This window comes from Georhizobium sp. MAB10 (assembly GCF_045012825.1).
GTDB lineage: Bacteria > Pseudomonadota > Alphaproteobacteria > Rhizobiales > Rhizobiaceae > Georhizobium > Georhizobium profundi.
Map to the genome: position 1 here is coordinate 2,253,495 of NZ_CP118314.1, position 12,521 is coordinate 2,266,015.

General features: G+C 65.3%; 15 protein-coding genes. 9 read left to right on the forward strand and 6 right to left on the reverse strand.

The genetic code is table 11. The features are described 5' to 3' along the window. The first annotated feature begins 7 nt into the window (after positions 1–7). Entirely contained in the window at positions 8–772 is a 765-nt protein-coding gene (locus tag PU133_RS10515) for an HpcH/HpaI aldolase/citrate lyase family protein (protein ID WP_404861683.1), read from the forward strand. Positions 773–800: 28 nt separating this feature from the next. On the opposite strand, the gene PU133_RS10520 is transcribed toward PU133_RS10515, so the two are convergent. Next, positions 801–1,364: an alpha/beta hydrolase gene (locus PU133_RS10520; protein ID WP_126010085.1), complete on the reverse strand. Its 564-nt coding sequence runs from the start codon at positions 1,362–1,364 to the stop codon at positions 801–803. A gap of 152 nt (positions 1,365–1,516) precedes the next feature. On the opposite strand from PU133_RS10520, the gene PU133_RS10525 reads away from it, so the two are divergent. Further along, a complete protein-coding gene (locus PU133_RS10525) occupies positions 1,517–1,930 on the forward strand; it encodes a hypothetical protein (protein ID WP_404861685.1) in 414 nt (137 codons plus the stop codon). Positions 1,931–1,954: 24 nt separating this feature from the next. Here the strand turns inward: PU133_RS10525 and purB are convergent, their stop codons facing one another. The 4 genes from purB to PU133_RS10545 all read right to left on the reverse strand — a co-directional run bounded on the left by purB (position 1,955) and on the right by PU133_RS10545 (position 6,275). Further along, positions 1,955–3,262, reverse strand: coding sequence for an adenylosuccinate lyase (gene purB, locus PU133_RS10530; RefSeq protein ID WP_404861687.1), 1,308 nt, complete (start codon positions 3,260–3,262; stop codon positions 1,955–1,957). A gap of 89 nt (positions 3,263–3,351) precedes the next feature. Further along, complete coding sequence (gene rpe, locus PU133_RS10535; protein ID WP_404861688.1) at positions 3,352–4,032, reverse strand: ribulose-phosphate 3-epimerase; 681 nt, start codon at positions 4,030–4,032, stop codon at positions 3,352–3,354. 81 nt (positions 4,033–4,113) lie between these two features. Next, positions 4,114–5,130: a P1 family peptidase gene (locus PU133_RS10540; RefSeq protein WP_404861689.1), complete on the reverse strand. Its 1,017-nt coding sequence runs from the start codon at positions 5,128–5,130 to the stop codon at positions 4,114–4,116. A 5-nt stretch (positions 5,131–5,135) separates the two neighbouring features. Continuing rightward, on the reverse strand, positions 5,136–6,275 hold the full coding sequence (locus PU133_RS10545) for an ABC transporter substrate-binding protein (RefSeq protein ID WP_404861690.1): 1,140 nt from the start codon (positions 6,273–6,275) through the stop codon (positions 5,136–5,138). 239 nt (positions 6,276–6,514) lie between these two features. On the opposite strand from PU133_RS10545, the gene PU133_RS10550 reads away from it, so the two are divergent. The 6 genes from PU133_RS10550 to PU133_RS10575 are packed head-to-tail and all read left to right on the forward strand — an operon-like array spanning position 6,515 to position 11,928. Continuing rightward, positions 6,515–7,009 carry a flavin reductase gene (locus PU133_RS10550; protein WP_404861691.1) on the forward strand — a complete coding sequence of 165 codons (495 nt, stop codon included), beginning with the start codon at positions 6,515–6,517 and terminating at the stop codon, positions 7,007–7,009. A gap of 17 nt (positions 7,010–7,026) precedes the next feature. Further along, a complete protein-coding gene (locus PU133_RS10555) occupies positions 7,027–7,950 on the forward strand; it encodes a MoxR family ATPase (protein WP_126010092.1) in 924 nt (307 codons plus the stop codon). 5 nt (positions 7,951–7,955) lie between these two features. After that, complete coding sequence (locus PU133_RS10560; RefSeq protein WP_404861692.1) at positions 7,956–9,215, forward strand: vWA domain-containing protein; 1,260 nt, start codon at positions 7,956–7,958, stop codon at positions 9,213–9,215. 16 nt (positions 9,216–9,231) lie between these two features. Further along, positions 9,232–9,591 (forward strand): XdhC family protein, encoded by a 360-nt coding sequence (locus PU133_RS10565; RefSeq protein WP_404861693.1) that lies wholly within the window; start codon positions 9,232–9,234, stop codon positions 9,589–9,591. Between the two features lie 6 nt (positions 9,592–9,597). Next, positions 9,598–10,308 (forward strand): XdhC family protein, encoded by a 711-nt coding sequence (locus PU133_RS10570; RefSeq protein WP_404861694.1) that lies wholly within the window; start codon positions 9,598–9,600, stop codon positions 10,306–10,308. A 3-nt stretch (positions 10,309–10,311) separates the two neighbouring features. Next, the gene (locus tag PU133_RS10575) at positions 10,312–11,928 is read left to right on the forward strand and encodes an NTP transferase domain-containing protein (RefSeq protein WP_404861695.1); all 1,617 of its coding nucleotides are present in this window, start codon (positions 10,312–10,314) and stop codon (positions 11,926–11,928) included. Here PU133_RS10575 and PU133_RS10580 read toward each other — a convergent pair. Further along, on the reverse strand, positions 11,918–12,088 hold the full coding sequence (locus tag PU133_RS10580; RefSeq protein ID WP_126010095.1) for a DUF2256 domain-containing protein: 171 nt from the start codon (positions 12,086–12,088) through the stop codon (positions 11,918–11,920). The two genes, PU133_RS10575 and PU133_RS10580, sit on opposite strands and share 11 nt — an antisense overlap. A 47-nt stretch (positions 12,089–12,135) precedes the next feature. Between PU133_RS10580 and PU133_RS10585 the strand changes: the two genes are divergently transcribed. After that, complete coding sequence (locus PU133_RS10585) at positions 12,136–12,486, forward strand: TfoX/Sxy family protein (protein WP_404861696.1); 351 nt, start codon at positions 12,136–12,138, stop codon at positions 12,484–12,486. Positions 12,487–12,521 lie beyond the last annotated feature (35 nt).

Sequence of the window (12,521 nt, forward strand, 5' to 3'; positions counted from 1 at the left end):
GGCGATCGTGACGCTTGCCGATAAACTGAATGCCGGTGAAACGGTTTTGACGGCGTGGTCGACGCTCGCCGCGCCCGCTGTGGTGGAGCTTCTCGCTCGCGCCGATTTCGACGCGGTGACGCTCGACATGCAGCATGGCGCCCACAGCGTCGACAGCGTGCATGACGGGATTTTGGCAATTGCCGCTGCAGGCAAGCCCGCGATCGTGCGCATACCGGTCGGGCGAAACGACATGGTCAGCCGGGCGCTCGACTTCAGCGCGGACGCCATCATCGCGCCGATGATCAACTCGGTGGAGGATGCACGGGCGTTCGCCGCCCATGCCAAATATCTGCCGGTCGGGCAGCGCTCCTGGGGGCCGGCACGGGCGCTGTCGATGCGCGGAATTCAGAAGGGCCAGGACTATCTGAGTTCGGCCAATGACAAGACGGTCGCCTTCGCGATGATCGAGACGCGGGCGGCGCTTGCGGCGCTCGACGAGATCCTGGCGGTTCCGGGGATCGACGGCGTGTTCGTCGGACCTTCCGATTTCTCGATCTCGTGGACGAACGGCGAGGCAGTCGATCCGCACCATGAGGAGATGACCGAGGCGATCGCCGACATCGGGCGCCGGGCGAGGGCCGCGGGAAAGCATGCGGGCGTTTTCGTCTTCGATGCGCCGCGGACCCAATCCTACGTCAAGATGGGGTTCAACCTGCTCTCCGTCATTCACGACGGGGCTTATCTCTCGCTCGGGATGAGCACGATGCTCGACCAGGCGAGAAACGGCTGAACCACTGTGGTCGTAATGATCTCGTCGGTCAGACGACCGGTGGGCTCAGCTTCTGCAGGAATTTCGCGAAGACCAGAAGCCCCTCGGGCCAGGGGCCGTGGCCCGATTCGGCGTTGATGTGGCCGATCTCGCCACCGTCGACGAGCAGCGAGCCCCAGGCGCCCGCGATGTCCTCGGCGACGTCATAGGCGCAGAATGGGTCGTTGCGGCTCGCCACCACGATCGAGGGGAACGGCAGGGGCTCGCGCGAATAGGGACCGAAGGTCATCAGGTGCTTGGGCCGGATCGCCTCGTTCGCCACGTCGGGCGGTGCCACCAGAAAGGCGCCGGCAATCGGTCGCCGATAATCGGCAATGGCCTGAACGGCCGTCGCCACGCCCAGAGAATGCGCAACAATGATGACAGGGCGGGTCGACGCGTTCACGGCGTCTGCCATGCTCGCGGTCCATTCGGCGCGGTCGGGCTTCGACCATGAGGCCTGTTCGACGCGCCGTGCAGTGGAAAGCTTCGCTTCCCAGCGGGTCTGCCAGTGGTCAGGTCCGGAATTGGTGTAGCCGGGGACGATGAGGATATCGGTTTCTGCAGCTTTCATGGTCAAGCTCATGTGCGTTTGCGGCGAAGCCATGTCAACCGCGTTGCTCGACTTCTGCACGTCCTTGAATGGGAATTGAATGGGCCCATTCAAGGGCAGTTTGGCAGGTCTCGGCTAATCCGTCGTTTCAGTGAGAAGCGAAAGGATCAGACATGACCAACGAATTTTCCGAGACCGCCGGCCAGTCGGCCGCAACCGTCACGCCACCGAACGCCGCTGATGGCGCGCAAGCGCTGGAGCGGCGTATGGCACGGATCGAGGCGCAGCTTGAGCGACTTGCCGTCGCGCTTGAAACCTCAACAGCAAACCGGACGGATGCGGCGGCTGCTGCCGGACGCGATGCCGAGCCGGTCGACGGCGTCGAGCTTGGCGGCCGGGCGAAGGCCGAAACGCTTCACCGTGAACCGCCAGCAAGCCGTGTGTCGGCCAAGCGCGTATCGGACGGCGTTGCTAGCTCCATGGCCGGAGCCGATGCCACTGTGCGCGACTGGTTCGACCGCAGGCCGTTCCTGTTCATGACGGGGCTCTTCATTGCAGCCCTCGTCGTGTTCCAGATCATCGATTAGGCACAGGCCGGATGGCGGGGCCGCTCAGGCCTCGCCGAAGACGCGGGCAAAGATCGTGTCCACGTGCTTGGTGTGATAGGCGAGATCGAACTTCTCGCGGATCTGGTCTTCCGAGAGGGCAGCCGTGACTTCAGCGTCGGCGAGGAGCTCCGTCAGGAAGTCCTTGCCTTCCTCCCAGACCTTCATCGCGTTGCGCTGGACGAGGCGGTAGGAATCCTCGCGGCTGACACCGGCCTGGGTCAGCGCCAGCAGAACGCGCTGCGAGTGGATCAGGCCGCGGAACTTGTTCATGTTGGCCAGCATGTTGTCCGGGTAGATCACCAGCTTCTCGACGACGCCGGCGAGGCGGTTCAGCGCGAAGTCCAGCGTGATCGTGGTGTCCGGGCCAATGGCGCGCTCGACGCTCGAATGGCTGATGTCCCGCTCGTGCCAGAGTGCGACGTTTTCGAGCGCAGGCGTGACCGACATGCGCACGAGGCGGGCGAGACCAGTCAGATTTTCGGTAAGCACCGGGTTACGCTTGTGCGGCATGGCCGACGAGCCCTTCTGGCCGGGCGAGAAGAACTCTTCCGCTTCCAGGACCTCGGTGCGCTGCATGTGCCGGATTTCGATGGCGACGTTTTCGATCGACGAGGCGATGACGCCGAGCGTTGCGAAGAACATGGCGTGGCGGTCGCGCGGGATGACCTGGGTCGAAATCGGCTCGGGCTTCAGGCCGAGCTTGGCGCAGACATGCTCTTCGACGGATGGATCGATATTGGCGAAAGTGCCGACGGCGCCCGAAATCGCGCCGGTGGCGATTTCTGCACGGGCGGCGACGAGCCGGTCGCGGCCGCGCGCCATTTCGGCATAGAAGCGCGCGAAGGTGAGGCCCATCGTCGTCGGCTCGGCATGGATGCCGTGGCTGCGACCGATGCGAACGGTGTCCTTGTGCTCGAAGGCGCGCTTCTTCAGCGCAGCCAGAACGCGGTCCATATCGGCAAGAAGCAGGTCGGCTGCGCGCACGAGCTGGATGTTGAGCGTCGTGTCGAGGACGTCCGACGAGGTCATGCCCTGGTGGACGAAGCGGGAGTCCGGCCCGATGAATTCGGCAAGATGGGTCAGGAAGGCGATGACGTCGTGCTTGGTGACGGCTTCGATTTCATCGATGCGGGCAACGTCGAATTCGGCCGTGCCGCCTTTTTCCCAAATCGTCGCGGCGGCTTCCTTGGGGATGACGCCAAGCTCGGCCAGCGCGTCACAGGCATGCGCCTCGATCTCGAACCAGATGCGGAACTTCTGTTCCGGCGACCAGATGGCGACCATGTCGGGGCGGGAATAGCGCGGGATCATCGGCGGGCCTGTCTTTGACGATGGGAAGGGAAGCTGCGGAGCCTCTAGCAGAGGTGGCCGGCTTGCTCAAATGCGGTGGACGAAGTCGCTCAGCGTGCGGCCTCGGCGGCCTGGCGGATGGCCTCGATATTGGCGCGGTAACCCTCGACGCCGTCACCCTTGAAGACCGCTGAGCCGGCGACGAGCGCGTTGACGCCGGCGGCCGCGGCAAGCGGTGCGGTCTCGGGCGTGATGCCGCCGTCGATCTCGAGATCGATCGGCCGGTCGCCGATCATGGCATTGAGCTTGCGGCACTTCTCGACGACGCCGGGTATGAATTTCTGGCCGCCGAAGCCCGGATTGACGCTCATGACGAGGATGAGATCGACCATGTCGAGGACATATTCGACGACATGCTCAGGCGTTCCGGGGTTAAGCGAGACGCCGGCCTTCTTGCCGAGCGAACGGATTGCCTGCAGTGAGCGATGCAGATGCGGGCCGGCTTCGGCGTGGACGGTGATGATGTCGCAGCCGGCTTTGGCGAAGGCTTCGAGATAGGGGTCGGTGGGCGCGATCATCAGATGGCAATCGAAGACCGCGTCGGTATGGGGTCGCAGCGCCTTGATGACATCGGGACCGTAGGAAATATTCGGAACGAAATGGCCGTCCATCACGTCGAGATGGATCCAGTCGGCGCCGGCCTGGACCACGTCGCGGACTTCTTCGCCGAGGCGGGCATAGTCGGACGCGAGGATCGAGGGAGCGATACGGATCGGGCGCTTGGCGGACATTGTGCGGGGTCTCCGGGATTTCTGGCGGCGCGCGGACGCGTTAACACCTGTGGCCGGGCGGCACAACGCGCGTGGGCGCGCTCAGCGCGGCGCATCCCCGAATTTCTGGCGCCATGTGGGCAGAACGTCGCCCTCGGCAGGCGTTGCGGCATAGACGCCGCGCGCGATGGCGCGGGCCATAGTGGCCGATGCGGCAGCACAGAGCGCGATCGCATCAGTGTCGGCAAAGGCGCGACCACTCGTGCCGGTGGCAAGCGCGAAGATGAGGTCGCCATCCATCGGCGTGTGGGCCGGCCAGATGGCGCGGGCGAAGCCGTCATGCGCCGCACTTGCCAGGCGCTTCGCTTCAGCCTTGGTCAGCACGGCATCGGTGGCAATTACCGCGATGGTTGTTGCGGCGCCGGGCTCATGGGTGCCGAGCTTGGTCACGATGCGGTCGGCGTCTTGCGGCATGGTGGCGGGGAGGCCGAGGCCGCCGAATTCGCCATTCTTCTCGAACGGCGCTGCCAGGAAATGGCCCCGATCGCCGAACCCGACGGAGCCGACGGCATTGACGGCGACGAGCGCGGCGATGGTCGTGCCATCGGACAGGACGGTGGATGCCGTGCCGAGACCGCCCTTCAGGCCGGCGGTGAGCGCGCCGACGCCGGCGCCAGCGGAGCCGATCGCAAAGATCTTTGCGGCAGCTTGTGCGGCATCATAGCCGAGCTCGCGGTAGGGCGGGTAGCGGCCCCAGGCCTTGTCGCCGCCATTCATCAGATCGAACAGGATGGCGGCCGGCACGATCGGTATGCGGTGATCGCCAACGGCAAAGCCGCGCCCCGTTTCACGCAGGCGCGCCTGGACGCCCGAGGCTGCATCGAGTCCGAAGGCGGAGCCGCCGGCGAGCACAATGGCATCGACCGCGGCAACGGTGTTTTCGGGCTCAAGAAGATCGGTTTCGCGCGTGCCGGGCGCACCGCCAAGGATCTTGACCGCGGCGGTGGCGGGCCGATCGCAGACGACGACGGTGACGCCCGATTTCAGGTGATGATCCTCGGCATTGCCGACGAGCAGGCCCGAAACATCCGTCAAACTGTTGGTCGAGCCGGTGCGCATGGTATCTACCGGCTTGCGCGCTCGGTGCCATCGAGCGGCACGAGGCGGCCATCCTGCGAAATGCGCAGCACGTAGGGCGCCTCGTCGGACTGGTCGGTGCCGAATTCGACCGGTCCGATCGCTGTCGCAAAGGTTTCCGTGCGCAGCGTCTCGGCGAGGTCCGTTTCAGCGCTCGATGCCAGCGCCCTGGCGGCGGCGGCGATTTCGGCGGCGGCGTAGATGGGCAGCAGGTAGGCGTCGTCGGCGCGGCGGTCGAGATCATCGCGCTCGCGCAAGAGCGTTTCGATCGCCTCGATGGCGCCGGTTGCTTCGTCGTCAGGTGCCGGGCGTTCGGCCACCATCGCCAGAACGCCGTCGGGAAGCGGGGCTGCGCCATCGGCAGCCTGCAGCGCATCGCCGCCCATGAAGGTGAGGTTCAGACCAGCCTGAGCGGCATCGCGCGCCATGATCGCGACATCGGCCCGGTCGCCACCGACGAAGACGTGGCTGACGCCGGCAGCGGCGAGCCGCCGGACGAGGCCGAATTGCAGTTCCTCGGCGGGACGGTAATTGTCGATGAAGCTCGGCGTGATGCCGCCTTGCTCCAGCTCCAACCTAACAGTCTCGGCGAGATCGCGGCCATAGATCGTGCCGTCTTCGATCAGCGCGAAGGGCTCGTCCGACCAGCGCGCGGCAATGGCTTGCGCGATTGCCGTCGCTTCCGCTTCGGCTGAAGGCGCGATGCGGAAGAGCGGCCACCCGCCGGCCAGCGCATCTTCCATGACGATGCCGGCACGCAGGCTGACGCTGATCGCGGGGATGTCGGCCTCGGCCAGAATCGGCATCACCTGGTTGACCGTCTCGGCACAGAAGAGACCGATGACGGCATCGACATCGGAATCGACCATGAGTTCGGCCGCACCTGCCGCATTCGCATCGCTGCAGGGCTCGACCGCATCGATGATGGTGACCGACAGATCGGTGTGAGACGTGGCGAAGGCATCGAGCGCGATGCCTGCCTGTTCGCCGATGATCGCGAGCGTGCCATCGGTCGGCGCGATGAGCCCGAGACGGAGTTCCTGGGCGCTTGCGGTGGCAGGCAGAGACCACGCAGCGGCGGCAAGCGCCAGTGCCGGACCAAAACTGCTGAAATCGGCTTTCACCACGAGGTAAGTCCCTTCAAGATTCCAGCCTGATGTGTAGACGCAAGGGGCCGTCGTTCCAACATCAAAAGCCGAACGGGGACGCTTTGGCCTGAGCTTGAGTGTTCGATGCGCGGATTGACGACGGCGCGGTCAAAGGCGCAAGAGCGGTCCTGTAATTGCGTCATTCACCGCCTATGTAAAAAGAGCGGGCGCCCGACCGGTCCTTGCGCGCCTGCCACAAATGTTTCTTGAGGTTCCTGGTGCTTCACAAGCAGTCGATCACGCCCGAAGACTATCGCGAAGCCATGAGCCGGTTCGCCGGGCATGTGCATGTGGTGACGGCGGAGCTCGACGGCATCAAACGGGGCATGACGGCGACGGCGTGCTGCTCGGTTTCCGATGCACCGCCTACGGTGCTGGTCTGCATCAACCGCACGAACCCGCGCAACGAGACGTTCTTCAATGCCGGTTCCTTCGCAATCAACACGCTGGCGATCGATCATATTCCGGTCGCCAATGCCTTCTCGGGCTTTGCCGACCTGACGGACGAGGAGCGGTTTTCCTTTGGCGCGTGGGACACGATCACGACCGGGGCGCCGACGCTTGCCGATGCACGCGCGGTCTTCGACTGCCGCGTGCTCGAACTAAAGCCCATGTCGACGCATATGGTGGTGTTCGGGCAGGTTGTCGGCCTGAGGCTCGGCGAACACCGACCGGCTCTCATCTATCTCGACCGGAACTACCGGGACCTCTGAGGACCCATGGAGACGCCATGTCCGACGCACACGCCATTCCCGCCTCGATCGACGAGACGCTGACGCTGCTCAATGCCAATGACTACGTTGCCGGGCGCGATCTGGCGACGGTGGTGTTTCTGGCGCTGAAGATGAAGCGGCCGCTGTTCCTGGAAGGCGAGGCGGGCGTCGGCAAGACCGAAATCGCCAAGGTGCTGGCCAAGGGCCTCGACCGGCCACTGATCCGGCTCCAATGCTACGAAGGCCTTGATGTCGCCTCGGCCGTCTACGAGTGGAACTATCCGGCGCAGATGCTCGAGATCCGCATGGCGGAAGCGACGGGCGGCACAGATCGGAATGCGATCGAGAAGGGCATCTTTTCCGACAAGTATCTGATCCGTCGCCCTGTTTTGCAGGCACTGGAGGCCAAGGACGGCCGTGCGCCGGTGTTCCTCATCGACGAGCTCGACCGGACCGACGAGGCCTTCGAGGCGTTTCTGCTCGAAGTGCTGTCCGACTATCAGGTGACGATCCCGGAGATCGGAACGATCAAGGCGGATGAGCCGCCGATCGTGATCATCACGACGAACCGGACACGCGAGATCCACGACGCACTGAAGCGCCGCTGTCTCTATCATTGGGTGGATTATCCCAATGCCGAGCGCGAGCTCGAGATCGTGCGGCGCAAGGTGCCGAACTGCAATGCGGATCTGTCGCGCCAGGTGGTGGCCTATGTGCAGAAGCTGCGCACCATCGATCTTTTCAAGAACCCGGGCGTTGCCGAGACGATCGATTGGGCGAGCGCGCTGACCGAGCTCGACCGCATGGCGCTCGATCCGCAGACTGTGTCGGATACGCTGGGCACGCTGTTGAAGTACCAGGAAGACATTGCGCGGATCGGCACCGGCGAAGGCCGCAAGATCCTCGACGAGGTGAAGGCGGGCCTGGCCGCGGCGGAGTGAGCGCGATGGTCACCGATCTTGAGATCATGAAGCCGGCCACGACGGACGCCTTTGACGGGCGGCTTGCCGACAACATCGTCTATTTCGCGCGCACGCTGCGCAAGGCCGGCATGCGTGTCGGCCCAGCCGCGGTGACCGATGCGATCGAGGCGGTGAAGACGGCCGGCGTCGGCGATCGCGACGATTTCTACTGGGTTCTGCATTCGGTGCTGGTCAACCGGCACGAGGACCATGTGATCTTCGACGAGGCCTTCCGGCTCTATTGGCGGTCGCGCGACCTCGTCGAGAAGATGATCGCGATGTTCTCGCCGGTCGCGCCCGACATGCGCGAACGCCAGAAGCTGAAGGCCGGTGAAACCCGCGTTTCGCAGGCGCTGTTCGAGGGGCACGAGAAGGCCCGCCCGCCGGAAGAAAAGCCTGAGATCGAGGTGGATGCGCGCTTTTCGTCATCCGGCAACGAGGTTTTGCGCAAGACGGATTTCGCGCAGATGACGGCGCCGGAGATCGCGCGCGCCAAGAAGGCGCTTGCCGATCTGGTGCTGCCGGACGACCGGGTGGTGACGCGGCGATTCCGACAGACGCACCGGCCGGGGCGGATCGATCCGCGTGCCACGATGCGCGGCGCGCTGCGCAGTGGCGGCGAACTGATCCTGCCGGCCTTTCGCACGCAGCGCGAGGTGCATCCGCCGCTGGTGGTGCTGGCCGATATTTCCGGATCGATGAGCCAGTACACGCGGATATTCCTGCATTTTCTTCATGTGCTGACGGAGCGGCGCCGACGGGTCCACACCTTTCTCTTCGGCACGCGGCTGACGAATGTGACGCGGCAGATGCGGCACAAGGACCCCGACGAGGCGCTGGCGGAATGCGCGGACGCGGTGAAGGACTGGCAGGGCGGGACGCGGATCGCGACGACGCTTGCCGAATTCAACCGGCTCTGGGGCAGGCGCGTGCTCGGCCAGGGTGCGGTGGTGCTGCTCATCACCGACGGGCTGGAGCGCGACGGCACCGACGATCTTTCGCGCGAGATGGACCGGCTGCACCGATCCTGCCGGCGGCTGATCTGGCTGAACCCGCTTTTGCGCTTCGACGGGTTCGAGCCGCGCGCCCGCGGCGTGCAGGCGATGCTGCCGCATGTGGACGAATTCCGCGCGGTGCATAATCTGGATGCGATCACTGGGCTGGTGGCAGCGCTTGGTGCCGGCAAGAGCCGCGATGCGGACCCGAGGCGGTTCATGACCACAAGGCGTCTTGCTGTGGCTTGAACGAGGAGATGTGACGATGACGACGCAATCCATAGACTTGGCTGCAGTGCCGTCCGCCGTGCTTGCCGACGATCCGCTGGTGATCGCCGAGGGCTGGGCGAAAGAGGGGCGTTCGGTCGCCGTTGCGACGGTCGTCGAAACATGGGGCTCCGCGCCGCGCCCCGTCGGCAGCCATCTGGTGATCGATGGCGAGGGCAACTTCGAGGGGTCGGTGTCCGGCGGCTGCGTCGAGGGTGCTGTCGTTTCCGAAGCGATGGATGTGATTGCCGCGGGAGCGCCGCGGATGTTGGAATTCGGCGTTGCCGACGAGACCGCATGGCGCGTCGGGCTTTCCTGCGGCGGGCGCATTCGCGTCTATGTCGAGAAACTGGGCTGAACGGCCGTGGAACAGACACTTCTGCAGGCGTTGAACGCGGAACGGCAGGCGCGGCGCGCCGTGATCCGCCTGACGGCACTGGATGGTACCGACGACCGGCTCGTGCGCGAAGGCGAGACGATCGACGGGCCGCTGGCACCGATCGTGGAGGCGGCGTTTCGGCGCGGAACGTCCCGCATGGAGGAGGTGGAGGGAGGAAGCTACTTCCTCAACGTGCATGTGCCGCCGCCGCGGATTGTGGTGATCGGCGCGGTCCATATCAGCCAGGCCCTGGCGCCGATGGCTGCGCTTGCCGGTTACGATTTGACGATCATCGACCCGCGCACGGCCTTTGCGACGCAGGAGCGCTTTGCCGGCACGCAGCTTTTCGCCGATTGGCCGGAAGACGTGCTGAAGGATATGCCGCTCGATCGCTACACGGCGCTCGTCGCCGTCACGCACGATCCGAAGATCGACGATTATCCGATCAAGGCGGCGCTTGAGGCGGGCTGCTTTTATGTGGGTGCGCTGGGGAGCCGGAAGACGCATGGCAAGCGGCTGGAACGTTTGGGCGAGGCGGTTGTGAGCAAAGAAGCGGCCTCTCGCATCAAGGCGCCGATCGGGCTGGATATCGGCGCGGCGAGCCCCGGTGAGATTGCCGTCGCGATCCTTGCCGAGATCATCGAGAGCCTGCGTCGGCGGCCGCTTGTCGCACCCTCCGGATCAGCGGGCGGATGAGCCATGCGGTTTGCTGAACTGCCCATCGGCGAGGCCGAAGATACGCTTCTTGCCCATTCGGTGAGAGCGGCTGCGGTGCGGCTGCGCAAGGGCCACCGGCTGACGGCGCAGGATATTGCAGACCTCGATGCGGCCGGCGTTGCGACGGTGTTTGCGGTGGCGCTCGATGCCGGCGACGAGCCGGAGGATGTGGCGGCAGCAAGGCTCGGGGCCGCGCTTCATGCCGAGAACGTAACGATTGGCGAGGCGGCGACGGGACGCGTCAACATCTTCGCTGCGGCTTCCGGGCTCTTCCGGGTTGATGCAGCGGGCGTCGACGCGCTGAACCGGGTGGATCCTGCCATCACCTTCGCCTGCTTGAAAGATCGAAGCCCGGTGAATGCCGGGGACATGGTCGCGACGATCAAGATCATTCCGCTTGCAGTTGCCGGGCCGGCGCTTGCAGAAGCCACGATGGCGATCGCCCAAACGGGATTGATCGGAGTGACGCCGTTTCGCTCTGCCAAGGTCGCGCTCATCGCGACCACGCTGCCAAGCCTGAAACCGAGCGTGATGGACAAGACCAGGGCGCTGCTGGAAGTGCGGCTTGCGCCTTCCGGCAGCAGGCTTTTGAGTGAAACACGCGTGGCGCATGAAACCGGTGTGCTTGCTGAGGCGCTGCGCAACACGGTGGATGGTGCTGATATTCTCATCGTGTTCGGTGCTTCGGCCGTCGCGGACCCTTACGATGTGATCCCCGAGGCGATCCGGCAGGCGGGCGGTCAGGTCGAGGCTGTCGGCATGCCGGTCGATCCCGGCAATCTGCTGGTCCTGGGCGCGATCGACGGCAAGCCGGTGATCGGTGCGCCGGGCTGCGCGCGCAGCCCCAAGGAAAACGGTTTCGATTGGGTTCTGGCGCGCATTCTCGCGGGCGAGACGGTGACGCGAGCCGATATTGCGGGGATGGGCGTGGGGGGTCTGCTGACGGAGATCGCGAGCAGGCCGCAGCCGCGGATCCCACGGGCCGAGGCTTCGCTGCCGACTGTCGGTGGCGTTCTGCTCGCGGCCGGCAAGGCAAGCCGCATGGGCATCGACGGGGCGCACAAGCTTCTGGCGGAGTTCGACGGAGAAGCGCTCGTGCGGCGAACGGCCCGGGCGGGACTGGACGCCGGCCTGACGCCGCTGATCGCCGTGACCGGCCACCGCGCCGGAGAGGTGGAGGCGGCGCTTGCTGGCCTCGATCTGACAACGCTCAACAACACGGCATTCGCGAGCGGCATGGCGTCCTCGCTGAAGGCCGGGATCGCTGCGCTTGGCGGTGATGTGGATGGCGCCATCATCCTCTTGGCCGACATGCCGGGGATAGGCGCAGCCGAGATCGGCACCCTCGTCGATGCTTTCCAGCGCGCCGGCGGCGAGGCGATCGTGCGGGCGGCGAGCGGCGAGAAGCGGGGAAACCCGGTCATCCTTCCACGGTCGACCTTCGATGCGGTACTGGCACTGGAGGGAGACGTCGGCGCGCGCCAGATCGTGGAGACGAGCGGGCTTCAGATCATCGATGTCGATATCGGGCAGGCGGCGCAGCTCGATGTCGATACACCAGAAGCGGTGGCCGCCGCCGGCGGCGTGCTCAGGGCCTGAGGGTCGGCTTGACGTCCGTCGGGCGGTTGCGTCGGCAGCGCTCGGAACAGTAGCGCACCTCGTCCCAGGTCTTTGCCCAGCTTTTGCGCCAGACCATGGGCCGTCCGCAGGCCTGGCAGGGCTTTTCCGGCAGGTCGGATTTCTTGCGCATCTTCGCCATCGCGTGGAAGATAAACGCCGCATGACGCACTTCAAGCGAGGCACGAGATGGACCACGTCGATATCGAGGAATTCTTCGCGCCGATCGGCCCGGTCCGCGTGCGATCGATGTTCGGCGGCAAGGGCATCTATGCCGAGGGCCGTATCATCGCGCTGGAAGTGAATGGCGACCTGTTCCTGAAAGCCGATGCCGACAGCGCACCCCGGTTCGCGCAGGCGGGCGCGACGCAATGGGTCTATGCGGGCCGGCCGGGCCGCAAGGCCGTTGCGATGCCCTACTGGTCGGTGCCCGAAGATGCGCTGGACGACATCGATGCCCGGGCCGAATGGCTGGGCCTTGCGATCGAGGCGGCTGAGCGATCGGAGCGGGCAAAGCGGCGTCGCCCACCGCGGCGCTAGTTTCCACGAGAGCGGTATTCACTTTTTGTTCACTA

Coding starts and splice junctions, on each gene's coding strand:
- PU133_RS10520 (WP_126010085.1), bottom strand. CDS start 1,364: ATGAAAGCTGCAGAAACCGATATCCTCATCGTCCCCGGCTACACCAAT.
- PU133_RS10525 (WP_404861685.1), top strand. CDS start 1,517: ATGACCAACGAATTTTCCGAGACCGCCGGCCAGTCGGCCGCAACCGTC.
- purB (WP_404861687.1), bottom strand. CDS start 3,262: ATGATCCCGCGCTATTCCCGCCCCGACATGGTCGCCATCTGGTCGCCG.
- rpe (WP_404861688.1), bottom strand. CDS start 4,032: ATGTCCGCCAAGCGCCCGATCCGTATCGCTCCCTCGATCCTCGCGTCC.
- PU133_RS10540 (WP_404861689.1), bottom strand. CDS start 5,130: ATGCGCACCGGCTCGACCAACAGTTTGACGGATGTTTCGGGCCTGCTC.
- PU133_RS10555 (WP_126010092.1), top strand. CDS start 7,027: ATGTCCGACGCACACGCCATTCCCGCCTCGATCGACGAGACGCTGACG.
- PU133_RS10560 (WP_404861692.1), top strand. CDS start 7,956: ATGGTCACCGATCTTGAGATCATGAAGCCGGCCACGACGGACGCCTTT.
- PU133_RS10565 (WP_404861693.1), top strand. CDS start 9,232: ATGACGACGCAATCCATAGACTTGGCTGCAGTGCCGTCCGCCGTGCTT.
- PU133_RS10575 (WP_404861695.1), top strand. CDS start 10,312: ATGCGGTTTGCTGAACTGCCCATCGGCGAGGCCGAAGATACGCTTCTT.
- PU133_RS10580 (WP_126010095.1), bottom strand. CDS start 12,088: ATGGCGAAGATGCGCAAGAAATCCGACCTGCCGGAAAAGCCCTGCCAG.
- PU133_RS10585 (WP_404861696.1), top strand. CDS start 12,136: ATGGACCACGTCGATATCGAGGAATTCTTCGCGCCGATCGGCCCGGTC.